The organism is Pseudoalteromonas sp. UBA2102 (assembly GCF_002331165.1).
GTDB classification, from domain to species: domain Bacteria; phylum Pseudomonadota; class Gammaproteobacteria; order Enterobacterales; family Alteromonadaceae; genus Pseudoalteromonas; species Pseudoalteromonas atlantica.
Window position 1 is genome coordinate 1 of sequence record NZ_DCYU01000054.1, and the last position, 24737, is coordinate 24737.

Below are 24737 nucleotides of genomic sequence, written 5' to 3' on the forward strand. Positions count from 1 at the left end.
GCTCGATTTTTACTTATTCTTACAGGGATGTAAGTCATTAGAATAACGCAGGAGCAGTTATCGAGTCCACTAGGTTACAAACCTCGCGCCGCGATTAAATGGCCCCTAGATTGAACAAATTTTAATCCTGAAAGGTTAACAGGCCCTAATTAAAAGGCTAAATACGGAGCATTAATGAAATATATTTCTCATGAGGGTGGCACCCTTGCATTTAGTGAAACCGATAAACCGGTTTTAAAAAGCCACGAAGTGCTAGTAAAAGTGTCTGCCATAGGTGTAAATCGCGCTGATTGCATGCAGCGCCAAGGTAAATACCCAGCGCCAGCTGGGGATAGCCCCATTTTAGGTTTAGAGTGCGCAGGCACAGTGGTTGAGCTTGGTTTTGATGTTGATAAAAGCTGGCTTAATAAACGTATTTTTAGCTTGTGCGCAGGCGGGGCTTACAGCGAATACGTTGCCATAGATGCTAAACAATTAATGGTATTGCCAGATGATTTAACCATGGTTGAAGGTGCAGCTATTAGCGAAGTGTACCTAACAGCATTTGGTGCGCTTTTTGAACTTGGTAAATTACAACAAGGCCAAACAGCGCTTATTCATGCAGGGGCAAGTGGTGTAGGCGGTGCGGCTATTCAAATGGCTAAAAGTGCAGGTGCAACGGTGGTTATTACTGCCGGCTCAGATGAAAAATGCGAGCATGCAAAAGCCCTTGGCGCCGATCATGCCATTAACTATAAAACAACTGACTTTGTAGAATATATGCAAGCAAATGAGCTTTTAGCAAATGCAATTGTAGATCCTGTATCGGGCAGTTATTTAAATAAAAATGCGGCTATTGCTGCCATGGATTGCCAAATTATTATGCTCGCTTTTTTAGATGGGCGTTTTGCTGAGGTTGATTTTGCAGCGCTACTACGCAAACGTATTTCGTTTCATGCATCAACACTTAGAAACCGTAGCATTGAGTTCAAACGCCAATTACGCGATGACCTAGTTGCGCGTTTTTACAATGATATTGCTACTAAAAAGTACGACTTAAACGTGTATAAAACACTACCGTGGAGCGATGCTAACGAAGCGCATGCTATTTTAGAGCGTAATGAAAATGCCGGTAAAGCGGTATTACTTGTAGAATAACCACCCGATGAAACGCTGAGGCGTGTGTTGGCGTTGTTAATGCATGGCTCAGCTAATATAATTTAGTAAATATAAAATACGTACAAAACACACAAGGTTAAAAATGAACCCAATACTAGCAATACTTAAAGAGCACAATGTAAGCGACGAAAAAGTAAAAGCATTGTTCGAGGCCTTTACACAAAACCCAATGATGGCAATGGCATTAGTACAAGAGCTTGGTATTCCGCCTGAAAAACTTCAGCAGTTAATGGCCGTGGTTATGACTCAGCCGCACTTAATTAAAGAAGCCACCGACGAACTCGGCCTAGACTTTGAAAAAGTAAAAGAAGCGAAAGACAAGCTAAACCAGCAATAAGCTTCACAAATTACTCCTTACCAAGGCATAAGCCTTGGTAATTCTACCTAAAATCACCACACTTTTTGTTACATTATTCATTGAACTGCTTGGTATTAAGCTAGTCATACTATTACTTATGATAGGTAGGGACTAGGTATGAAGCCACTTTATAAATTTTGGAAAAATAACCGTTCGTTAATTTTATTTATTGCGCTGATGAGCGTGTTTAGAAGCGCAGTTGCCGATTGGTATGAAGTACCGACAGGCTCGATGAAACCCACCATATTAGAAGGCGACAGAATCTTAACCGATAAAATGGCTTATGATATACGCATCCCTTTTACACATATTCCTTTAGTTAAATTAGCCGACCCACAAACAGGCGATATTATTGTATTTGACTCACAAGCTGCTGATAACCGGTTAATTAAACGCGTAATTGGTGTGCCAGGCGATACGGTAGCGCTTTATAACAACGAGCTAGAAATTAATGGCGTTAAACTTAAATACAATAACTTGCAAAGCAATATTGATTCTTTAGATAAAATAGAAGATTTAAATGGCCACAAACACACGATTCGTGTTGCGCATACGCCTTCGCAGCTATCGGGTTTTAATAAAATAACTATTCCTGAAGATTATTATTTAGCAATGGGTGATAACCGCGACCACAGTGCTGACTCGCGTGTTATTGGTTTGATCCCTCGCAGCGAACTACTTGGCAAAGCAGAGCGCATTATTGTGTCGCTTGATTACGACGATTATTACTTACCTCGTAAAAACCGCTTTTTAAAACCCTTACTTTAAGGCGGTTTTGGGCGCTAACCACACGCCCGATTTTAATCGCTTAGCTCTACAATTTTTTGCGCAATATTATAAAGCGAGCAGTGCGAGTCCATTGCTTGCTTTTGCAACTTTTTATGAGCTTGCTCTTCGCTAAGGCTTAGCTGCTCTATTAAAATATACTTTGCCTGATGTATTATTTTTTGTTCTGTTATTACCCGTTTAGCATCAACTAAAGCCTGATTTATTTGCTTAATATGTTGGCTTTGCTCCATGATTAGGTCGTACATGCTTTTATTACTATTGAGTTTATTAGCAGCGGTATTTTGGGGGGGGTTTTGTTTAAACGCGAGTTGCCCGTCGGTCATTGGCATGTATTGTTCTTCAAGGCTGCTTATAACTTGTTTATTTGAATTTAAAGTGCGCTGAGCCTGAGCAATTTGCATTGCTGCAGAGTCAATAAGGTAGTCGCTGAGGTTTTGCTCAATTTTGTGCATAATATCGATACGCGTTGTTGTTACCTCGTACCACACCTCACTAAGCTGAGAAAGCGGCTGCGCATTTTCGTCATCTAAATTTTGTAAAAGCCCGCGTAGCTGATCCACTTGCTTATTTACGGGATGATCAGTTAACGAGCGATAGCATTTTAATACGTGTTCGTCGGCGTATTCGTTAAAAAACGTAAAGCTGTGATGCTGTTGTTGAACAAAATGAGCAAGCTGTTGTTTTTGCTCCACGGTAAACTTACTTGATGCAAACGCTTGCGCGCCACAGGCACGTTCTTGTCCGGCGTATTCTTTACCTTGCATAAAATTAAAATAAGCCACTAGCAATCGTGTAACGCGCGGGTCGCTTGCGCCATCGGCGGCTTCTAAAATTATATTTAGCAAACACGAAATAAGCTGCGTATACGATTGAGTTGCATGCACTGGGGTAATTTTTTGATTTGCTATTTGTTGTCGCAGCTCTGGCAGCGCCTCTAACGATTGCAAACTATGGGTAATTAAATTGTACAAACGGGTGTGGCCCGTGTCGGCGTTATCGGTAATAAAGGTCGTTTTAATTGAGTGGTAAAACTGCGTTTGGGTTTGCTCTGTTAAGCTAATTTGTTGTTTTAACTGCGAGGCAAAACGTTTGCGATTAGAGGCTAAATAAATATTGCTCATGCCGCGCTCTTTTTGTAACTGATGTATAAAATCGCCCAATTTAGTAAGCGATGCACAGCTTTTTTGAAGCTGCTTTAAGGCATGAATTTCTTGGTATTTTGCTGCTAATAAAAACTGTTTTGTGAGAGGATTGCTCGATAACATAGGACTTATTCCACACTTTTTTGTATATAAAGTGCAACCACTGTTCCAATCATTTAAAAATTTTTCGATTGAATTTAAAATTAAATTAAAACAGCCGCTTAAAGCCATACTTGTTATTTGTTCCCATTTTAACTTATCTGTCCTTATTACAGGAATAAACCTTTTTGGTGCAAAAATAGTTGTTTTTGCACTCGATTGCGCCCTTCATGAACGAGGGGAAAAAAGTGTTTACTCTGTAAACTGCACAGAGCAAACACCAGAGGGGGAATTTATACGTTGCTACATTGCAGCAACGCTGGGCTGATAGCCATTTGATGATTTATTACCTCGCCAACCATAATTAGCGTAGGGCCCGTTAATGTGTGCTCCGCACTTTCGCTAATAATTTGCTCAAGCGTGCTGGTTATTATTTTTTGCTGGTTGGTGGTGGCATTTTCTATCAATGCGATAGGGGTTGTTTTAGGCCAGCCAACCGATTGCAAACCAGTACTTAATGCGTTTAAACGTCCTAAGCCCATATAAATGACTAACGTGGGGTTATTAGAGCATTGTACATAGGTGTAGTTGTGCCAATTAGGGAGTTTATTAGGATCGGCAAATTGCGCCGTTAAAAATGTAACACTTCGGGCCACATCGCGAGCAGTAAGCGGTATGCCGGTATAAGCCGAAGCTGCACACGCGGTGGTAACGCCTGGGACAATAGCAAAATTAATATTGTGCTCTGATAGGGCGTTGGCTTCTTCATTAATGCGCGCAAAAATACTCGGATCTCCACCTTTTAAACGAACAACTTTAAACCCTTGTTGTGCGTATTTTACTAATAAGGCACTAATGGCAGCTTGTGGCATAGAGTGCTTGCCTGCGCGTTTACCTACATACACTCGCTGCGCATGTTTAGGCAGTGTATTTAAAAGCGCTTCACTAACTAGGCTGTCGTACAATACTACTTCGGCTGCTGCAATCAGGCGCTGCGCTTTCACCGTTATAAGCTCAGCATCGCCCGGGCCTGCCCCTATTAAATACACGTGGCCGTTTTTTTGATGTTTAGCTTTGTACTTTGCATCTTGAGTTAGCTTATTAATAAACTTGTTTAGCCATGGGCTTTCAATACCCGAAAAATACGAAAGAACACTCATTTTATTGCTCCTTATGCTAACGCTGTAATGGCTTTTGGCTCAGCGCTAACAAAGACATTGCCATTGTCTATTTTGGCTTCAAATACGGGGAGCTGTATTGCCTCTGCTTCTAGGCACTCGCCGGTATTTAAACAAAAATGTTGCTTATACAAAGGGGAGGCCACTACTAATTTTCCATCAATAGAGCCTATAATGCCGCGCGATAGTACATTGGCTTTGCCTATCGGGTCGTAGTTGCTAATGGCTAACACAGGCTCACTATTTTGTGGAACATAAAATATGGCCACTTGCTGGTTGTTTACTAATGCGCATACGCCACTATTAGCAACTAGGTCGTCGGTTGTTCCAATTTTATGCCAATACATCAGCTTGCTCCTGCTCAATTTCCATTACGGGGATACGGTTTGTCGAATTTTGCTGGTTACGTTTTTCAGACTCAGTGGCGGGGCGAATTTGGCTGCGCTCTTGTACAAATAAAATATTGCTATCGGCATCTGGGCTATTAATAAATTGGCGGAACCGTTTTGAGGCCTCTGGACTTTCGACTGCTTTTTTCCATTCGCAGGCATAAGTTTTAGTTACAAGCGCCATTTGGGTTTCAAGCTCATGGCAAATACCTAGGCTGTCGTCTATTACTACGCTTTTTAAATAATCTAGCCCGCCTTCTAAATTTTCCATCCACACTGAGGTGCGCTGCAGTTTATCGGCGGTTTTAATGTAAAACATGATCACGCGGTCAATGTATTTAATGAGTGTTTCGGTATCTAAATCGGTAGCAAATAAATCAGCATGGCGCGGGCGCATACCGCCATTTCCACATACGTATAAGTTCCAGCCATTTTCGGTTGCTATTACGCCTATATCTTTGCTTTGTGCCTCAGCGCATTCGCGGGTACAGCCCGATACGGCCATTTTAAATTTATGCGGGGCGCGTAAACCTTTGTAGCGGTTTTCAATCGCAATCGCGTGGCCAACACTGTCTTGAACGCCATAGCGACACCACGTACTGCCAACACACGATTTAACGGTTCTGAGCGACTTACCATAAGCGTGACCGGTTTCAAAACCGGCTGCAATAAGTCTTTCCCAAATAATAGGGAGCTCTTCAAGGCGTGCGCCAAATAAGTCGATACGCTGCCCACCTGTGACTTTACAATACAGGTTAAAGTCTTTGGCAACTTGGCCAATAACAATAAGTTTGTCGGGGGTAATTTCGCCACCCGCTATACGGGGAACGACAGAGTAAGAGCCATCTTTTTGCATATTTGCAAGGTAAGTGTCGTTGGTATCTTGCAGGCCAACATGAGCGGGTTCTAAAATAAACTCATTCCACGTTGAAGCTAAAATAGAGGCCACTGCAGGTTTGCATATTTCACAGCCGTGATGACCGCTGCCATGTTTAGTGAGCAAATCATCAAAAGTTTTAATGCTTTCTACTTTTACTAAATGCAGTAACTCTTGACGCGAAAAAGCAAAGTGTTCACACACATGGTTGTTAACTTCAACCCCACGGCTTTGAAGTTCACTGTCGACTACCGATTTTAATAATGCGGCACAGCCACCACAGCCGCTGGCGGCTTTGGTACAAGCTTTAACTGCAGATAAATCGCATGAGCCGCCATCAATTGCACCCACAATGTCGCCTTTGCTTACATTGTGGCACGAACAAATAGTGGCAGTATCGGGCAGGGCATTTCCCGCTAAAACAGGTGCTCCTTCGCTATCAGGTAAAATGAGGCACTCAGGGTGTGCGGGTAATTCCATGTCGTTTAACATGTACTGCAACAGTGTGTCGTAATCGCTAGTATCGCCAACAAGTACTGCGCCTAATAACTTGTTGCCTGCCTCATTTAAAATAATTTTTTTATAACAATCACGAATAGGATCTTGATAAATTAACTCTTTGCAATCGGGGGTTTTAGCGTGGGCATCGCCAATTGAGCCTACCTCTACCCCGAGTAGTTTTAATTTTGTGCTCATATCGGCGCCTAAAAACTCAAGTTCGCCGCCTGTAAGTTGGCTTGCAACCACGCGAGCCATGTTATATCCCGGGGCGACTAAGCCAAATAGCTTTTTGTCCCATAAGGCACATTCGCCAATAGCATATATATCTGGGTTTGATGTTTGGCATTGGTTGTTAATAACAATACCGCCACGTTGTCCTAATTCAAGTTCGGCCACTTTGCCAAGCTCATCGTATGGGCGAATACCGGCCGAGAACAAAATTAAGTCGGTTTCTAAAAACGTGTCATCTGAAAAATTTAGTCTGTAACGGCTCGTTTCGCCTTTCACTATTTCGCTGGTGGCTTTAGCGGTATGCACGCTCACGCCCAGTTTTTCAATTTTGTTTTTTAACAGCGTTCCACCTTGTTCATCAAGTTGTACCGCCATAAGTTGGGGTGCAAACTCAACTACATGAGTATCAAGCCCAAGTTGCTTAATTGCATTGGCTGCTTCAAGCCCTAACAAGCCGCCACCTATCACTACGCCACTTTTACTTTGCGCAGCGCTTGCTTTTATTTGCTCTAAATCTTCTAGGGTACGGTAAACCAAGCAATGGGGTTGGTCATTCCCTTTAATTGGCGGCACAAACGGGTACGACCCTGTTGCTAAAATAAGTTTATCGTAATTAAATTTATCACCGGTTTGAGTGCTAACTACCTTGTTTGTTTTATCTATTTCATGAACCCACTGGTTAGTATGCACATTTATATTTAACTGCTGATAATTATCAAAAGTGGTTAGGGCTAAATCGGCGGCTGTTTTACCATCAAACACGCTGGATAAGTAAACACGGTCATAAGCTAAATTTGCTTCTCCACACAGTACGGTAATGTGCGCGTTAGCGTCGCTTTGGCGCATTTGCTCTACAAAATGGTGCCCAACCATCCCATTACCAATAATGAGTATTTTTGTTGGTGTTTGCATTGGTATCCCCTCAATGACGGTTTAATTTAAAAACAAAAAAGCCCGCCACAGATACAAATTAATGCAACTGCGAGCGGGCTTCTTTGCCTGTGGTCATAACAACCTAAATGTGTGTCGTTTTAATAACGAACGGTATGGTTATCATATAAGCAAAAACACGGCCATTTTTATAAGTGTTTGTTTTTTAATAGCTACATTACTTTTAAATGGTTTTACTTACGCATATTTGAGTTGTTTTGGTGCGGTGCCAGCACTATGGGAGTGCACAAAATGAGGCTACAATGTGATGCTTAGTCAACAAAAGTGCATTTGTGCCGTTAACTAAAAACTAGGGATAAGCGTTTAGGCTATAAATAAAAAATGCGCTTTGTTATTTTGAAATAAAAATAACAGTAAGCGCATTAATTCTGTAAAACAGCTTTACTTGCTTTGCTTCGCCAGGGTTTCTACATCGGTATCTTCAACAGGTTTAAAGCTGCCCGTCGCTTCATCGTAGGTTTTAATTTCTGCAGATTCTATATCATATACCCAGCCGTGTAGCTTAACTTGACCGGTTGCAATTTTTGCAGCCACAGCAGGGTGTGTTTTTATATGCTGTAGTTGTTGTACTACGTTTTCTTCAATTACTAAGCCTAGGTGGTCGTTATTGTTTAGCTCTGCGCAACCGCATTTTTCTTTTACAACTTCAGTTGCTACGCGGCTGTGGCCAAGCCACTCTTTAACGTGCGGTAAGCTTGATAAACCTTCAGTATTTATAGCGCCTTTCATTGCGCCACAATCCGAGTGCCCACAAATAATAATGTGCGATACGCCCAGTGCAGCCACCGCAAATTCAATTGAGGCTGTCATACCGCCGGTTTGATTACTATGTGGCGGGATAATATTGCCCGCGTTACGACAAATAAATAATTCACCGGGTTCAGTTTGAGTCACTAAGTTAGGATCGATACGCGAGTCGGCACAGGTGATAAATAACACTTCTGGGTTTTGACCATTGGCTAGTTTTTGAAACGCTGCTTTTTTTGATGGGTAAACTTCTTTTTGAAACTTAGCCACGCCCGAAATAATATGTTCCATGTACAACTCCTATTGGTGTAATTTAATCGTGTTATTTATAGCTTTATTCGCCTGACAAATTAGCGCCATTATAACTTTGTTCTTGTTCGTTTTGTACTATTACACTGTTTAATAAATTTCATACTCGCGAACAACGGGCGACACACGTGCATGAAGTTATTGGCGAATACATGAGCGTACCTAGCAGAGGCTTCGAGTAAAATAAAAGGCGGTAAGTGGCGAAAAAGGTGGTTGAGGAGGTTAGTAGCTTAACTTGCTTTAAGTTTATGGGCTGATTTTAAGTTATACATGCGCTGATCCGCTAAGGTTAAACACTCAGTATGGCTCTGGCACTCATCGCTAGATGCTATGCCATAACTAATACCTGATTGCGGCCATTGCTGTTGAATAGTGCGATGTAATGCGGTGAGCTTTTGGGTAAGTGTGGTTTTTAGTTGGGGAAGGTGTGATTTGTTTTTGACTTTACATAACCAAATAAATTCATCGCCCCCGGTTCTAAATACGGTGCCGTCTTGCGCTAGATGCTGTGTCATTAATTTTGCTGCATTAATTAAAAACGCATCACCTTTGGCGTGCCCAAGCGCATCGTTTATTTTTTTTATTCCATCACAATCTATAAACACAATGATGTAAGCACTATGTGCAAGTTTAATCAGCTCATCATTTAATAGTAGTCGGTTGCCAACTTGGGTTAGAGGATCAAAGCGAGATTCATGTAACAAGGTACTAAATTCGTGCTGTTTTAACTTTAGCCACTCAGACAAAGACAGCACAATACACACACAATCTATTGCTAAGGCTAACAGCACAAGTATTTCTGATGATGTCGCATTTATTAAATCAAAATGAAACGCAACGAATACTACTAATGACAGGCTATAGAGCATATTTCCAAATAAAAAATACTTGGCTCTAAAATCGTTCAGGCTAAGCATGGCAAACCCGGTGGTTAAGCTGAGCATAACCCATACGGCTGCTAAAAAGTGCGCGATATAAAACACTAAATAAAAGGGCATTAATAGGCTGCAGATACCGCATATAAATGCACTAACGGTAAAGTATTTTAAAGCACTCCCAAGCTTATTGGCTTTTTCTTTATCGAAGTTAAACAGGTAGTAGGTAAATGCTGCTGCGCAACTTACAGCAAAGGCAAATAAATAAATACCTAAGTAATGTTTATTAAAAGAGGGGCTGGCATAAATTGTATTTACAGCGCCCGAAGCAAACGCCCAGCCAAGACCGTGCAAACCGACATACCCAGCACAAAACAAGGCCACTTTTTGCTTTACTCTTAAAAACATTACAAAGGCCATCATTGCTAAAGTAAGCATGACAGAAATAGTAATAAGGCTTAATGAGTTTATATAAAACTGATGATGCAAAAATGCACCTTCGCTTAAAATACTTAAATCAACCGGCGTTGGATAGTGTTTGGCTTCTAAATATATCCATAAATAGCCACTGCTTGGCGCATAGAAGGGCAGTTTAAATGCTTGTCCATGCATTAAAATAGCCGGTTGATTAACGTGAGACTGCGAAAAATCAGCAAGCTTAACTATATCCCCCTGTTCGGTTTGCCAATAGGCTAAACCAACGTCGATAAAATTGGCTTGCGGCAGCACATACCAATCTCCAGTGGTGGGGTTATTTAGCGCAATTTTTGTTACTACAGCGCCACTTTTACCGAGCAGGTTACTCGTTTCACTAGCGTTTTTATAAGATGTAATTACTTGCTGTGCAGAAGGAGGCGTATTGAATGCTATGACAGGGCGCCACAGGTTATCATCCTCTAGGGTAATGTTGTTATTAAGTGTATAAGCAGTTGTTAGCGGGCTAAACAAAGCACAGAAAAAGAATACTGTTAATATACCAACCCGCACCATACCTAAACTCACTTTAAAAACCCACTAAGCGATTATAATCAAATTGTAAACAAATAGTATATAAATCAAACAAAATTATCGCCTTTAAGTAATGGCTTAATTTGGCTTTAAATAACAAACTGCATTAATAAATAAGTAATACGAGGGCGTTTTTGTTTAAACGAATTTATAAACACTGCGGGTGTTTGCAGTATTAGTTAGGGTTTAAGGTGGGTAGCGGGCTAACCAACTGAGCTATGATTGAACTATTAATTGCTTAATTAAATTGATTCAGTGGAATGAATAAATTTGATACGACAGAGTGGATTCGAACAACCGATTTCTGCATGGGCATAGAGAGTGGGTAGCGCGCTAACCAATTGAGTTATGGCTTAACGATTAATAGGAATAGGTTAATTATATTTATTAAGAGGGGGAGAATAGTTTTGGTACGACTGAGTGGATTCGAACCAGCGATTTCGGCGTGGGCGTAGAGAGTAGGTAGCGCGCTAACCAACTGAGCTACATTCGTACAAATAGTATCTTAATTATATTTATTCAGAGGGGAGTATAGTTTTGGTACGACTGAGTGGATTCGAATCAGTGATTTCGGCGTGGGCATAGAGAGTAGGTAGCGCGCTAACCAACTGAGCTACATTCGTACATATAGTATCTTAATTATATTTATTCAGAGGGGAGAATAGTTTTGGTACGACTGAGTGGATTCGAACCACCGACCTCTACCATGTCAAGGTAGCGCTCTAACCAACTGAGCTACAGTCGTACAAAGAGTATCTTAATTATATTTATTCAAAGGGAAGAATAAATTTGGTACGACCGAGTGGATTCGAACCACCGACCTCTACCATGTCAAGGTAGCGCTCTAACCAACTGAGCTACGGTCGTATTACCTAATTAAGATGCGATAAATTTAATTATCAGCGGCCGCTAATATATAGCGTGGTGAGTGGTGAATCAAGCAAGTTTGTTGCTTTTACGTTTATTTGCCGTTTTTTTATTCATATTGGGCTGATTTCACACGTTTTATAAAAGTTTTGCCACCAGGTAACGTGTTTTTTGGCTGAGCCTTTAAGCTGGTTTAGTAGATTGTTTTGTGAATCCAGCGCTATCAAAGTATTTATTTGCTTATTTGTTATGGCTTGGTCAAACCACAGTTGGTTATACAAAGGTAAAAGTGTTTCAAGGTAGCCTGCTAAATTAGCCTGATAAGGCTGTATTTCTTTAAGGAAATACTTTTGAAACACGTTACTGACGATAGTGGCTATTTTTTTATTTTTTCCTGCTGGGCATATTTCATCAATGGATTGCGATTCGATAAATCGCGTGGCTGAATTATTAAACGCTATTTGCAGACGTGCAGAATAAATGAGTAATTGGTTAAAACGGTACTTATTAAGCTGCTCTAACGCGTTAAAAATGTCTGCGGAGTTAATTTTTAAGTAGTGTTTATTGAGTATGTGTTGTTTTATGAGTGCAAGCTGCTGCATGGCCGCTACCGTGTCGCTAAAACCTGCCGGCGAGACAGAAAGCTCTGAGCTGCTAGCTTGCCACGTGTTTTTTAGCTCAAATTCGTTATACAACATTAAATTAAAGTAGTGGTTTAGTGTTTGCTCTTTATGTGTTTTTGCTTTTAATAGGGTTTTATAAACTGCTGAGTCAGGCTCAAGCGTGCTTAAGCACTGCTGTGCATTTTGCACAAACTCTATTTGATACTTTAAAACACCGGCATGTCCGGCCGTTTTACCAAGCTGATTGTTGTGCTCACTAATAAGTAAGCTGAGCTTACAATGGCTTAAGCTTGCAAGTTCAATCAAGCTAATGGTAGTGCTGTTTAAAAGCGTGTTAGGGGGTAAAAGCGGGCTAATAGCTTCAGGTTTACTTAAACTTGGTGCTTGGGTTTCAAGGGTATTACTTAAGCGTGCTGTGTATGTGTGATAAGTGTTGCTAGGCGCTTTTGAACACCCAGCAAGCGCGGCGCAACACACAGCTAATAAACAACTTAACCATGTTTTGCTTGGTATTAATGTTCGTACATTTTTATACAAATGGCGCCTGCTTTAATCGCTTATTAACGGTGAACATAAGCCATACAGCAGCAACGGTTAAACCAAAAATAATACCTATCCAAAAACCGTGCGGCCCCATGGCGGGCACAATTAAATCTGTTCTTCCCAATACGTAGCCTAAAGCAAAACCGATTAACCAGTAAGATATAAACGTTATATACGATATAGGCTGCGTATGTTTTAAACCTCTTAAAATGCCGTTCGCAGCGACTTGGAGTGCATCAGGAATTTGATAAATACATGCCAAAATCATAATTGAGGTCGCTAATGCAATAACGGCTGGGCTGTCGGTGTAAAGTTGGCTTATTAAATCGCGGCCAATAAAGGTTATAAAAGCTAAAAATAACGCAATAGCAATGGCTAATATGTAGCTGGTTGATATAGCAGTTTTTAATTGGCTTAAATGGTTTTGACCAAATAAATTACCAATACGAATACTAATGGCGATAGATAAGCTCAGTGGCATCATAAATAATAACGCGGTCACGCTTCCCGCAATTTGATGACCCGACACAGCAACAGCACCTAAGTGTGCAATAAATAATGGTATACACGCAAATAGCGTAATTTCAAAAAAGGTGGCCAACGAAATAGGTATACCTAGTTTTGTAATAACCCCAATGGTTTTAATATTGGGCTTTTCAAAATTTGCCAGCAGGGCTTTTGCATCAATTTTTTTACTAAACTGGCAATACGTTACTTGTGCAACAGCCATTACAGTTAGTACCAATGCCGTAGCAATACCACAACCTGCACCGCCGTAGGCTGGTAAGCCAAATAAACCATTTATAAAAATATAGTTAGCTGGAATATTAACACCAAGGCCTAACAAGCTGATATAAAAAGCGGGTTTTGTCATCCCCATGCCTTCGGTCATATTTCGATAAACGGTAAAAATTAAAAAGCCAAAGGCTCCCCATTTCACAAAATGGATATAGTCATACGCAAGGCTCGCGATAGCGGGGGTTGTATCGAGTTTTAAAATGACTATATCGGCTAGGTTGGCTATACCAAAACCAATTGCGCTTAAAATAGCGGTTAAATACAGAGCTTGCTGAAAATAATGGCTAATACCTTTTTTATCGTTAGCGCCCGCAAATTGGGCAATAATACCGGTTAACGCGAGCAAAATACCTTGCAGCGCCAGTAATAACGGGTTCCATATACCGGTTGCAATCGACAGCGCAGCCAAATCTGTTGGGCTTACTTGGCCTGCCATAATGGTGTCGACCACCGACATTAAAACGAGTGTTACTTGTGCTAAAAATACAGGTACGGCAAGGGTGATTAAACGTTTGGCTTCCCAGCTACTAAAGGTCATAAAAACAGCTATTTGATAAAACAGGGCGCAATTGTAATCGATTGTGTTTCAAATAAAAATCACTGTAGTGAATGATTTTACGAGTTGATACGTTAAACTAGCACTTTGTAATAATTTTAAGTGATTTTATGTTTACAGGAATCGTTCAAACTCAAGCTACTGTTGTATCTACCACGCATACCGAAGGGGTTTTACGTTTAGTTGTATCGGTAGGTGATGAATACGTTAAACATTTAGATTTAGGTGCGAGCATTGCTATTAATGGCTGTTGTTTAACGGTGGTTACAGTTGAATTAAGTAACCACGATGTAGTGGCACAAGTACATTTTGATGTAATTGATGAAACACTATTACTAACTAATTTAGGCAAGCTTGCACTAGGTAGCTTAGTTAATTATGAGCGCTCAGTAACCTTTGGTACTGAATTAGGTGGGCATATTGTGTCGGGGCACATACACTGCACTGCCCGAATCGGGCAAATAGTTAAGCAACAAAATAACTGTAAAATTCAGTTAAGCTTACCTACTAAATGGCAAAAGTATGTTTTGTACAAAGGCTTTGTAGCAATAAATGGCGCAAGTTTGACCGTGGGCGAAATTGACGAGCAGGGGTTTTGGTTACACCTGATCCCCGAAACACTGGCCATTACAAATTTAGGTAACGCACAAGTGGGTGATGAACTAAATATAGAAGTCGATCAGCAAACTTATACCATTATTAACACGGTAGAAAATTACTTACGCCACCAAGGCTAAAAAATTTGTTCATCGTCGCTGTCTATGTGTAACTCTAATTTTTTATGAGCATGGTCTATGTGCATGTTTAAATGAATAGGGTTACAACAGGCACTGCATTCTTCTACGTAGTCTTGATCCCCCATACTTGCGTCAATGTCTAGGTGTATGTGGTTGCCACAGTGTGGGCACGTGATACGTTGTGATAAAAAATCTTTCATAATCACTCCAATAGTACCAAGGTAAGAATTAACTTATTGATACACATTAATTAAGTTGTGCAGTTATACTAGCAACAACTTGATGGCTCAAAACTGAACTAAACAACAAGGTATTGAGCCTAAATAACATCCTTTTTAAATATAGTGCTGAAGCAACGATTATGACAGTTATTTTACGCCTTATGAGGCGTTATTATTTAAAGCGATAGCAGCTCATCAATATGCTGCTTAGCCTGAGTAAGGTAGTGCCCTGCAAATATATTTGCGTGATTTAAAATAGGGTAAAGTTGGTATATAGCTTTGCGCTTTTTATAGTTTTCGCTTAATGGATATTGCGCGTTATAGGCGTTATAAAAATCATCAGGTAAGGGGGCAAATAGCTCGCTCATTGCAATATCTACCTCGCGGTCTCCGTAATAACATGCGGGGTTAAATAAGGTCGGTACATTTTTAATAAAGCCCATATTTCCTCGCCAAAAGTCGCCATGTACTAAAGAGGGCTCCACAATATGGCTGTGCAATTGCTCTTTTACCAAATTAATTAATAGCTCAGGCTCTACAAGCTGAATGCCTTTTTCGGCTAATAGTTGCAGTTGCCAACCTATGCGCTCTTCTGCGTAAAATAAGTCCCATTTTTTATGCCATTGGTTTGGTTGCACGGTAGTGGCTAGGTAATTATCTACATCAAAGCCAAACATTGCTTGGTCGTGCTTTTGGTGCAGCATAGCCAGTTGTTTACCCATATCGTGCCAATGTGTGTGGGGCTGTTTATCAAGTACTAACCACTCGAGTACAATAAACGAAAATTCAATATTAGCACCTGTTACAATGCAGTCGGGCACCATAAAAACACTATTTTGGGTGAGCTGCTTAAGTCCTATTGCTTCGCTTTCTAGACGATCTAGTTCGCTTTTAAGGGCAATTTTAACCAGGTAATTGTGTTTTCCATCGGTGAGTTGATAGAGTTTATCGGTATTTGTACTTTGCAGCTGACGTTTGTAAGTATGTTTAAAGTCATAATGAATGGCTTGGCTAATGTGCTCGTTTACTGTTTTCCACATATCAATTGCTCGCCTTTTAAACAGATACTTAAACTATGGCAAAAAAGTATTAATTTAACAAACTAATCGTTGTAAAATTAACGATATAAAAAATGCTAATGGAGTAACAATGAACAAAAGTTTTATCACCAATTTGCTTGCTGTCTTGTGTGTAGTTATAGGCTACTTTTTTAACCACGCTATTGTGTTATCGGTGGGGTTATTTGCGCTATCTGGTGCTGTCACAAACTTATTGGCTGTTCATATGTTATTTGAAAAAGTACCTTTACTATACGGCTCGGGTGTTATTGCTCTAAAATTTGAAAGTTTTAAAGTGGCTATTCGTAATTTAATTTTGACTGAGTTTTTCTCTGAGCAAAAAATTAATAACCTACTTAGCAAAGCACAACCTAATATCGACTTTGAGGGCATTATTACTAAGGTTGATTTAAACCCTGCATTCGACAACCTACTTCAAGTAATAGAGCAATCTCAGTTTGGCAGTATGTTAGGTATGTTTGGTGGCACAGCGGCTATAGAGCCAATGCGAGAAAAGTTTATTGAAAAAATGCAGCTATCACTTGCGCAAATTAGCCAAACAGACGATTTTAAAGCGCTAGTAAACGATACGTTATCGCAAGGGAATAGCGCACAAAGCTTACATGCTACGGTACTTAAATTAGTTGATGAGCGCTTAAATGAACTCACCCCTAAAATGGTCAAAGACATTATTCAAACTATGATACGTGAGCATTTAGGTTGGCTAGTAGTATGGGGCGGTGTGTTTGGCGGTTTATTTGGCTTAATTGCGGCCATTATTTAATAACTAAGCCTGCTTACAAAGCAGGCTTAATTTTGTGTTAACGCCATACTATTTTGGCCCTGTGATGATTACTTTTTCTGGGTTGTACGATTTAGCTAAGTCTTTAATTGATGTGCGAGTACTGGTATCAATATTTAAATAATTTGCGCTTTTATCAAGATTATACAAAGTAACAAAGTCGCCCATTGATAAGTTATTACAGTTCAGCTTTTTGCTCATTACCGCTTTGCTTATATTTAAATCGCGTGACGCTTTACGTACAACGTACGATTTATTAGCTGCAACAGCCATACAAGCCTGTGTACCTGGCGATGAATCGGCCGCGACAAATTGGGTGGCTAATGCTGGTTTTGCAATTAGTAAAGTTGCGCCTAGTACCATAGTTGTGCATAAAGTAGCTTTTAACGTGTTCATAATTAGTCCTCATTGTTTGTGGTTTAGCTTTATTATTGAGCGATTTAAACTAAAAAGCTGTTAACCAATCGCAACAAGGTGTAAGCAGGTATGTTTAAAAATACACACTTAAGCTAGGTGACTGAATTTAAGCCCTAATAAATGTGTTTTTTGACACACTTAGGCAAAATTATTTTATAGCTACTGACATATTTTCTCAGCCTGCTATTATCGCCCCCATTATTTACGCGCTTAATTTTTAGGAGAACCAGTGAGCAAAACGTTAGCAAGCTATTACCAGCAAGCGTATGCCTGCGAGCACAAGCATTTTAACCAATGTTTTTATTGTGGATGCGAAGCCACAGAGCGCGATCATTGCCCGCCGTTACATATGCTACAGAGCATTATTGATTTAGGCGAAGAGGCCGACTTTGTCTCTATTGCCGCGTGTTATGAGTGCCATGCCTTATTGCATAATGAAAGGCTAATGACGATAGATGAGCGTTTTACAAAACTTAAAAAAAAGCTCTCTAATAAGTACGCTAAGGCGCTGCGTGTTTATAACATGTGGGAAGAAAACGAATTAAGCGAAATGAGTGACGAATTTGCGCACAGCATTCAAGCGGGTATGAAATTAGGTAAAGAGGCATCTGAGCGTTTAGCGTTTACAGGCTTTACATATGCCACCGAAGAAGCCCGCGTGACCGTACGCGAAAAAACCAAAGAGTTTGATGTAGAAGGCACCGTTTTTACCGACTTTAAAGAGGCATTAAATTACTGTATTAACGTACTTAAAGTTCACAAAAGTGACTTTTATAAAATATTGGTAGAGGATTATAACGGCGACTTTAATAGAGCACTTAGCCAGTATCGTCATCGCCATGATAAAGTAACAGCAGCAAGCGATGGCAATACATTAATTAAGGATTTTGCTAAGCAACATAAGCAAAACTCAGACTTTGTAACTCGCACCGTAAAACACTTTATAAACAAAGACCCATCGCTTACAACCGAAGGCGCACTTGAAAAGCTGTATAACAATTATATAAAAAAATAATTACAGCCGTTTAACTCATTTAATCGCTTTTTTACCTGTTTTTTTAGCTTTATTACGCCGCTTTAGCTAAAGTAGCAAAAAAACAGGAGAACCTAACAACATGCAAAAATTTGCTCCCTCATTGTTAGCAGTTGGTTTAGCTGCTGCCCTTGTTGGCTGCCAAGAAAACGGCCCACAAGATGCAAAAATCACCATTAATAAAAACCCATACCCAAGCACCTACACACCGCTTGCAAGTAAAAGCACATTAATTACCAATGCAACAGTACTAACTGGCACTGGCGAGCGCTTAGATGACGCCGATGTGTTACTTGTTGATGGTAAAGTACAACAAGTAGGTAAAGACTTATCGGCCAATGCAGATGCAACCATTGATGCACAGGGCAAATGGGTTACCCCAGGTATTATTGACGTACATTCTCACTTAGGTGCTTACCCAAGTCCATCGGTTGAGTCTCATCAAGATGGAAACGAAATGACCAGCCCAAATACTGCTGAGGTGTGGGTAGAGCATTCGGTATGGCCTCAAGATCCTGGCTTTAACCGCGCGCGCGAAGGCGGTATTACTTCACTACAAATTTTACCAGGCTCAGCTAACTTATTTGGTGGCCGTGGCGTAACACTTAAAAACATTCCTGCGCATACCATGCAAGCAATGAAATTCCCTGATGCGCCTAATGGCTTAAAAATGGCCTGTGGTGAAAACCCAAAACGCGTATATGGTCGCCAAGGTACTTTGCCTTCCACCCGTATGGGTAACATGGCCGGTTACCGTATGGCATGGGCAGAAGCACAAGAGTACAAACGTGCATGGGATAAGTACGACGCCGATTACGAAGCAGGTTTAAACCCAGAAGCACCAGTTCGCGACATTAAGCACGATACTCTTCGAGCGGTAATTGAAGGTGAAGTGTTAATTCATAATCACTGTTATAAAGCTGAAGAAATGGCGATGATGATCGACCTTTCAAAAGAATTTGGCTATCACGCAGGTACGTTCCATCACGGTGTAGAAGCTTATAAAATTGCAGATTTATTAGCTGAAAATGGTTCGTGTGCTGCACTTTGGCCAGATTGGTGGGGCTTTAAAATGGAAGCCTACGACATGGTTCAAGAAAACGTAGCTATTGTTGATGCGGTAAAAAATTCGTGTGCCATTGTGCATTCTGACTCAGACACCACTATTCAGCGCTTAAACCAAGAAGCGGGTAAAGTAATGTACCGTGCAAACGAAAATGGTTTTGATATTTCGGAGCAGCACGCGATTAAGTGGATCACCTCAAACGCGGCTAAATCATTAGGTATTGAAGATAAAACTGGTTCGCTTGAAGCAGGTAAGCAAGGCGATGTGGTTATTTGGAACCAAAACCCATTTAGCGTTTACGCAAAAGCTGAACAAGTATTTATTGATGGCGCAAAAGTTTACGATAGAAACGATAGCGCATTTCAAGCACAAAGTGATTTTATGTTAGGCCAACAATAAGGAGCCCAGAATGAAAAATTTATCACGTTCGTTTTCGCTATCTCTGGTTGCTGCCGGACTATTAGCCTCAGGTGCAGCCAATGCACAATCGCTTGCTATTATTAATGCCACGCTGCATACCGCAACCGAGCAAGGTGTTTTAGAAAATGCCAGCATTGTTATGGATAACGGTAAAATTACCGCTATTAATCCACAGCAAGTACAAGCAGATAAAGTTATTGATGCAAATGGGCAAATTGTAACCCCAGGTTTTATTGCTAGCATTAATCAACTTGGCTTAGTGGAAGTAAGTGCAGTTGCAGGCTCACGCGATGCAGGCGAAGAAAAAGCAGGCATTGATTTTGATGTAAGCCTTGCTTATAACGCTCACTCAAGCCTTATCCCGTATGCACGTAAAGGCGGTGTAACCCGCGATGTAATTACCCCGCATGGTGGCGATAGTATTTTTTCGGGCTTAGCAAGCGTTGTTGATTTAAGCGGTGATTTACAAGGCGACATACAAAAACAAGCTGCATTAGTGGTTTATTTAGGTGAGCGCAGTAAGGGCTCGCGCGCATTTACATTGCAAACGCTAATTAATAAGCTTGAAGAGCACCAAACAAAAGCAGCTAAAAAGCCTAAAAAAGACGACGACAGCACCCCAAGTACTGAAGATAAAGTAATGGTTAAAGTACTTAGCGGCGATATGCCACTTGTTGTGGGTGTATCTCGTGCGGCTGATATTATTGAGCTACTTAAAGTTAAAGAGCAATTTGGTATTAATTTAGTGCTCAATAGCGCACAAGATGCCGTTGTTGTTAAAGAGCAGATTGCTAAAGCGCAAGTACCAGTAATTATGAGTGCTATGGATAGCTTACCTTCAAGCTTTGACTCTTTACATGCCAGTTTAGATAACGCAGCCGCGCTTGAAAAAGCTGGGGTAAAAGTTATTTTAACTGTGGGTGGCGATGCCAGTCATAATATTTATCAACTTCGATTTGATGCAGGCAATGCCGTATCATATGGGATGAGCCAACAAGGCGCATTAGAGGCCGTTACATCTAATGTGGCGAGTGTGTTTAATATTAATGCCGGCAGCATTGAAGTTGGTAAAGCCGCTGATGTAGTGATGTGGAGCAACGACCCGTTTGAGCTAAGTAGCCATGTAAGTAAAATGATTATTAACGGTGAAGAAGTATCTACGCAGTCGCGCCAAGATAAACTGCGTGAGCGTTATACCACTGAATCATCTATGCCGCGTGCATATACAAAATAATTAATATAGCTATAATTATCCAAAATTCAGGTTAATTATTAAAGGCCGCTACTTTAAAGTTAAAGTAGCGGCCTTTTTATATAAAATAAAGACACAAAAAAACCGCTTACTTTAAACGTAAGCGGTTTTTAATTTAATCTAAAATTATACTAATTTAGATAAAATTTCGTTAAACGTTGCACTTGGGCGCATTGCTTTAAACGCTGCATCATCATTTGGTTGGAAGTAACCACCAATATCCATTGAAGGACCTTGTGCATCGTTAAGCTCGCTTACGATTTGCTCTTTTTGCGTTTCTAAATCGCTCGCAATTTGTGTAAATTGCGCTTTAAGCTCGCTGTCTTCGTCTTGCTTAGCCAGCTCTTGTGCCCAGAATAAAGATAAGAAGAAGTGAGAACCACGGTTATCAATTTCTTTTACTTTACGTGAAGGCGACTTGTTTTCAGCTAAGAACGTACCTGTTGCTTTATCTAGCGTATCAGCAAGTACTTGTGCTTTTTTGTTGCCTGTATTCACGCTTAGGTGCTCAAGCGAAGCCGCTAGTGCTAAAAACTCGCCTAACGAATCCCAACGTAAGTGGTTTTCTTTTTCGAACTGTTGAACATGCTTAGGTGCTGAACCACCTGCGCCAGTTTCAAATAAACCACCACCGTTCATTAGTGGCACAATAGAAAGCATTTTAGCACTGGTACCCAGCTCTAAAATTGGGAATAAATCTGTTAGGTAGTCACGTAGTACGTTACCCGTTACAGAGATAGTGTCTTTACCTTCTTTAATACGCGCTAATGAGAATAAAGTTGCTTCAAGCGGTGCTAAAATTTGAATGTCTAGGCCATCAGTATCGTGATCTGGTAAGTATTTGTTTACCTTTTTAATAAGCTCTGCATCGTGAGCACGGTTTTCATCTAACCAGAAAATAGCAGGTACGCCCGTCGCACGTGCGCGGTTTACAGCAAGCTTAACCCAATCTTGGATTGGTGCGTCTTTAACCTGACACATTCTCCAAATATCGCCTTGCTCAACAGTGTGCTCAAGTAATGTTGTGCCATTTGCATCAACAACACGAATAGAACCATCCGCTTTTGCTTCAAACGTTTTATCGTGAGAACCGTATTCTTCTGCTTTTTGAGCCATTAGGCCTACGTTTGGTACGCTACCCATAGTGGTAGGATCGAACGCGCCGTTTTCTTTACAAAAATCAATTGTAGCTTGGTAAACGCTTGAGTAGCTACGATCTGGGATCACAAAGCCAGTGTCTTGTAGTTTACCGTCGTTGTTCCACATTTGACCGCTTGAACGAATAGCAGCAGGCATAGACGCATCAATGATCACATCGCTTGGAACGTGTAAGTTAGTAATGCCACGGTCAGAATCAACCATTGCAATAGCAGGACGCTCAGCGTAAACCGCTTGAATGTCTGCTTCAATTTCTTCGCGCTTAGCATCATCTAATGTTTGAATTTTAGAATAAACGTCGCCTAAACCGTTATTTACATCAACACCTAGCTCTTCAAAAAGTTCGCCGTGTTTAGTAAATACGTCTTTGTAGAAAACTTTTACCGCGTGACCAAAAATAATAGGGTCAGATACTTTCATCATTGTCGCTTTCATGTGAAGCGAAAATAATACGCCTTTTTCTTTAGCTGCATCAATTTCTGCTGCTAAAAACGCTTGTAGTTTAGCTGCGCTAATGCGCGATGCATCAATTACTTCGCCAGCAATTAGCGGTGTGCTTTGTTTAAGTACAGTCACATCGCCATTAGTCGCTACGTGCTCAATACGTACATCAGTTGCTGCATCAACAGTTACAGATTGCTCAGAACCAAAGAAGTCACCTTCGCTCATGCTTGCAACGTATGATTGTGAGTCTTTGCTCCACGCACCCATTGAATGAGGGTTATTGCGTGCATATTCTTTAACAGAACCTGGTGCACGACGATCTGAATTACCTTCACGCAATACTGGGTTTACAGCACTGCCTTTAATTTTGTCGTAAGTTGCTTTAATTTTAGCTTCTTCATCATTTTTAGGCTCAGCAGGGTACTCTGGTAGTGCGTAGCCTTTTTCTTGAAGCTCTTTAATTACAGCGCGTAATTGCGGTACAGACGCACTGATATTTGGTAATTTGATGATGTTTGCTTCTGGTGTTTTTGCAAGTTCGCCAAGCTCTGCAAGCGCATCGCCGATGCGTTGCTCTTCAGTAAGGTAATCAGCGAAGTTTGCAATTACACGACCTGCTAATGAGATATCGCGAGTTTCAACTTCAACACCTGCCGCATTTGTATAGGCTTGGATAATTGGTAGCAACGAGTAGGTTGCTAGCGCCGGAGCTTCGTCCGTTTTAGTGTAGATAATTTTTGATGTCATCATCATTCCTAGATAGTAGGCCGCAGTGGCCGTATTCAACAATGCAAAGAAACTCATTAGCGCATGGTTGCGTTAACAAGCAGTTTGTTAGGTGTCGGTACTCTTAATATGCCAAAAGGCAGAATAGTCACACCTGACTAACTGATTTTTATAGGTTGCAAAGTACACGTATTTTAGCCGCGTAAAAGCATAAGCTAAAATGTAACCGCGTAATTTAGCAACAAGAGTGTAACAAGCTTGTTTAAAAAGGGCTAGCGCTTGCGCTTTTGAACAGCCTTAATTAGCAGGTAACTGTTAGAACATTGGGGTATATAAAATAAAATCAAGGAAGAGGGTTGAATTTAGCGTGTACAGGAGCAATTTAGTAATAAGAAGAGATTTGAATGGTAAGTGGGGAATTAAGCGAGGATCTAAATTAGGTCGCTCGCTTTAGTCGAACAAATTTTTGATCACTCTAAAATGTCGCCGTTAGGCGCAATGTTTTTAGCGTGTAAGCCCTTAGGGCCTTGTTCTAGCTCGAATGTTACATCCTGACCAGCTTTAAGTGTCTTATAACCGTCCATTACAATCGTTGAGTAATGAGCGAAAATATCATTCTCGCAGCCGTCTTCTACGATGAAACCAAAACCTTTGGCGTTGTTGAACCATTTGACTTTACCACAAGCCATACTTCTACATCCTTCTATAAGTTGACTAATTTAGTTATTCTAAACCGTATAATTTGCTAGACTGACTAAGGATTAATCAATCTACTTCTGACTGTAGTTTATTTGGCCAGTCAGTCAAGTGTTTTGTGGTATTTTTTTAACATTTAATTTATTTTTTATTCAAGTTTGCTTGAGTTCTAAAGACAAGACTATATTTAATTATGAGTGGTATGAAAGATTCAGGTGTCATCGACACAGTCCGCGATAGTGAAAAGCAAAAGCTGCAGCCACCGCGAAAATACAAAGTTGTTTTAAATAACGACGACTACACGCCAATGGACTTTGTAATAGAAGTTTTAATGACGTTTTTCAATATGGATAGCGATAGAGCAACTGATGTGATGCTACAAGTTCACGAAAAAGGTAAAGGGATATGCGGTGTATTTAGCGCCGATGTAGCCCATACCAAAGCGGAACAAGTTAACCGTTATGCACGGGATAACGAGCATCCACTGCTTTGTAGTTGTGAGCAGGAATAAATACCAATTAGGTGATCAATCATCTCATTGTTGTGGTATAAAATAATTATCTCAGTAAGGGGTTGCCAATGCTAAACAAAGACTTAGAACTAACGTTAAATGCCGCGTTTCGTGAAGCGCGTACACGCCGCCATGAGTTTATGACGGTAGAACACCTTTTACTTGCGCTTTTAGATAACCCTTCAGCAGGCGAAGCG

23 protein-coding genes and 2 tRNA genes are annotated in these 24737 nt (G+C 40.6%); 10 read left to right on the forward strand and 15 right to left on the reverse strand.

Annotation, left to right across the window (positions count from 1 at the left end; genetic code table 11):
• Window positions 1-174: 174 nt before the first annotated feature.
• The 3 genes from B2R65_RS06565 (at window position 175) to lepB (ending at window position 2284) form a co-directional block, all read left to right on the forward strand.
• The gene (locus B2R65_RS06565; protein WP_286741724.1) at window positions 175-1137 is read left to right on the forward strand and encodes a zinc-binding dehydrogenase; all 963 of its coding nucleotides are present in this window, start codon (window positions 175-177) and stop codon (window positions 1135-1137) included.
• Window positions 1138-1240: 103 nt separating this feature from the next.
• On the forward strand, window positions 1241-1495 hold the full coding sequence (locus B2R65_RS06570; RefSeq protein ID WP_004586776.1) for a DUF2999 family protein: 255 nt from the start codon (window positions 1241-1243) through the stop codon (window positions 1493-1495).
• Between the two features lie 138 nt (window positions 1496-1633).
• Window positions 1634-2284: a signal peptidase I gene (gene lepB, locus B2R65_RS06575; RefSeq protein WP_004586775.1), complete on the forward strand. Its 651-nt coding sequence runs from the start codon at window positions 1634-1636 to the stop codon at window positions 2282-2284.
• 32 nt (window positions 2285-2316) lie between these two features.
• Here the strand turns inward: lepB and B2R65_RS06580 are convergent, their stop codons facing one another.
• The 10 genes from B2R65_RS06580 to B2R65_RS06625 all read right to left on the reverse strand — a co-directional run bounded on the left by B2R65_RS06580 (window position 2317) and on the right by B2R65_RS06625 (window position 13981).
• A complete protein-coding gene (locus tag B2R65_RS06580; RefSeq protein ID WP_286741725.1) occupies window positions 2317-3570 on the reverse strand; it encodes a nitrate regulatory protein in 1254 nt (417 codons plus the stop codon).
• Between the two features lie 269 nt (window positions 3571-3839).
• The gene (gene cobA, locus B2R65_RS06585) at window positions 3840-4706 is read right to left on the reverse strand and encodes a uroporphyrinogen-III C-methyltransferase (RefSeq protein ID WP_286741726.1); all 867 of its coding nucleotides are present in this window, start codon (window positions 4704-4706) and stop codon (window positions 3840-3842) included.
• An 11-nt stretch (window positions 4707-4717) separates the two neighbouring features.
• A complete protein-coding gene (gene nirD, locus B2R65_RS06590; RefSeq protein ID WP_024033472.1) occupies window positions 4718-5071 on the reverse strand; it encodes a nitrite reductase small subunit NirD in 354 nt (117 codons plus the stop codon).
• Window positions 5058-7634, reverse strand: coding sequence for a nitrite reductase large subunit NirB (gene nirB / locus B2R65_RS06595; protein WP_286741727.1), 2577 nt, complete (start codon window positions 7632-7634; stop codon window positions 5058-5060). The genes nirD and nirB overlap by 14 nt, the downstream gene beginning before the upstream one ends.
• A gap of 420 nt (window positions 7635-8054) precedes the next feature.
• Entirely contained in the window at window positions 8055-8711 is a 657-nt protein-coding gene (locus B2R65_RS06600) for a carbonic anhydrase (protein WP_055255729.1), read from the reverse strand.
• A gap of 248 nt (window positions 8712-8959) precedes the next feature.
• Window positions 8960-10606: a sensor domain-containing diguanylate cyclase gene (locus B2R65_RS06605; RefSeq protein WP_286741728.1), complete on the reverse strand. Its 1647-nt coding sequence runs from the start codon at window positions 10604-10606 to the stop codon at window positions 8960-8962.
• Between the two features lie 674 nt (window positions 10607-11280).
• Window positions 11281-11357 (reverse strand) — tRNA-Val (locus tag B2R65_RS06610).
• 45 nt (window positions 11358-11402) lie between these two features.
• Window positions 11403-11479: transfer RNA gene (locus tag B2R65_RS06615), tRNA-Val, on the reverse strand.
• 113 nt (window positions 11480-11592) lie between these two features.
• A complete protein-coding gene (locus B2R65_RS06620) occupies window positions 11593-12639 on the reverse strand; it encodes a DUF3080 family protein (protein ID WP_286741729.1) in 1047 nt (348 codons plus the stop codon).
• Window positions 12632-13981 carry an MATE family efflux transporter gene (locus B2R65_RS06625; RefSeq protein WP_096041608.1) on the reverse strand — a complete coding sequence of 450 codons (1350 nt, stop codon included), beginning with the start codon at window positions 13979-13981 and terminating at the stop codon, window positions 12632-12634. The genes B2R65_RS06620 and B2R65_RS06625 overlap by 8 nt, the downstream gene beginning before the upstream one ends.
• 128 nt (window positions 13982-14109) lie before the next feature.
• Here B2R65_RS06625 and B2R65_RS06630 point away from each other — a divergent pair, with 128 nt between their 5' ends.
• Window positions 14110-14736 (forward strand): riboflavin synthase subunit alpha, encoded by a 627-nt coding sequence (locus B2R65_RS06630; protein WP_286741730.1) that lies wholly within the window; start codon window positions 14110-14112, stop codon window positions 14734-14736.
• Here B2R65_RS06630 and B2R65_RS06635 read toward each other — a convergent pair.
• Both B2R65_RS06635 and B2R65_RS06640 read right to left on the reverse strand, forming a co-directional pair.
• Window positions 14733-14936: a CPXCG motif-containing cysteine-rich protein gene (locus B2R65_RS06635; protein WP_004586763.1), complete on the reverse strand. Its 204-nt coding sequence runs from the start codon at window positions 14934-14936 to the stop codon at window positions 14733-14735. The genes B2R65_RS06630 and B2R65_RS06635 overlap by 4 nt on opposite strands.
• Before the next feature lie 197 nt (window positions 14937-15133).
• Window positions 15134-15997: a fructosamine kinase family protein gene (locus B2R65_RS06640; RefSeq protein WP_004586762.1), complete on the reverse strand. Its 864-nt coding sequence runs from the start codon at window positions 15995-15997 to the stop codon at window positions 15134-15136.
• 109 nt (window positions 15998-16106) lie between these two features.
• Here B2R65_RS06640 and B2R65_RS06645 point away from each other — a divergent pair, with 109 nt between their 5' ends.
• The gene (locus tag B2R65_RS06645) at window positions 16107-16799 is read left to right on the forward strand and encodes a DUF445 domain-containing protein (protein WP_096739530.1); all 693 of its coding nucleotides are present in this window, start codon (window positions 16107-16109) and stop codon (window positions 16797-16799) included.
• Window positions 16800-16847: 48 nt separating this feature from the next.
• Here B2R65_RS06645 and B2R65_RS06650 read toward each other — a convergent pair whose 3' ends face one another.
• Entirely contained in the window at window positions 16848-17213 is a 366-nt protein-coding gene (locus tag B2R65_RS06650; protein ID WP_286741731.1) for a DUF3718 domain-containing protein, read from the reverse strand.
• 250 nt (window positions 17214-17463) lie between these two features.
• Here B2R65_RS06650 and B2R65_RS06655 point away from each other — a divergent pair, with 250 nt between their 5' ends.
• From B2R65_RS06655 to B2R65_RS06665, 3 genes are all read left to right on the forward strand, one after another.
• Window positions 17464-18249 carry a hypothetical protein gene (locus B2R65_RS06655; protein WP_004586759.1) on the forward strand — a complete coding sequence of 262 codons (786 nt, stop codon included), beginning with the start codon at window positions 17464-17466 and terminating at the stop codon, window positions 18247-18249.
• Window positions 18250-18349: 100 nt separating this feature from the next.
• Window positions 18350-19732: an amidohydrolase gene (locus tag B2R65_RS06660; RefSeq protein ID WP_004586758.1), complete on the forward strand. Its 1383-nt coding sequence runs from the start codon at window positions 18350-18352 to the stop codon at window positions 19730-19732.
• A gap of 10 nt (window positions 19733-19742) precedes the next feature.
• A complete protein-coding gene (locus B2R65_RS06665; RefSeq protein WP_286741732.1) occupies window positions 19743-20987 on the forward strand; it encodes an amidohydrolase family protein in 1245 nt (414 codons plus the stop codon).
• A gap of 144 nt (window positions 20988-21131) precedes the next feature.
• On the opposite strand, the gene B2R65_RS06670 is transcribed toward B2R65_RS06665, so the two are convergent.
• Window positions 21132-23354, reverse strand: a complete 2223-nt coding sequence (locus B2R65_RS06670) for an NADP-dependent isocitrate dehydrogenase (protein ID WP_286741733.1) — start codon at window positions 23352-23354, stop codon at window positions 21132-21134.
• A 449-nt stretch (window positions 23355-23803) separates the two neighbouring features.
• Window positions 23804-24022: a cold shock domain-containing protein CspD gene (cspD, locus tag B2R65_RS06675; protein ID WP_004586755.1), complete on the reverse strand. Its 219-nt coding sequence runs from the start codon at window positions 24020-24022 to the stop codon at window positions 23804-23806.
• Window positions 24023-24231: 209 nt separating this feature from the next.
• Here cspD and clpS point away from each other — a divergent pair, with 209 nt between their 5' ends.
• The gene (gene clpS / locus B2R65_RS06680) at window positions 24232-24540 is read left to right on the forward strand and encodes an ATP-dependent Clp protease adapter ClpS (RefSeq protein ID WP_004586754.1); all 309 of its coding nucleotides are present in this window, start codon (window positions 24232-24234) and stop codon (window positions 24538-24540) included.
• Window positions 24541-24608: 68 nt separating this feature from the next.
• Window positions 24609-24737, forward strand: a 129-nt coding sequence (locus B2R65_RS06685) for a Clp protease N-terminal domain-containing protein (protein ID WP_286741734.1), incomplete at its 3' end; no start/stop codon positions are given.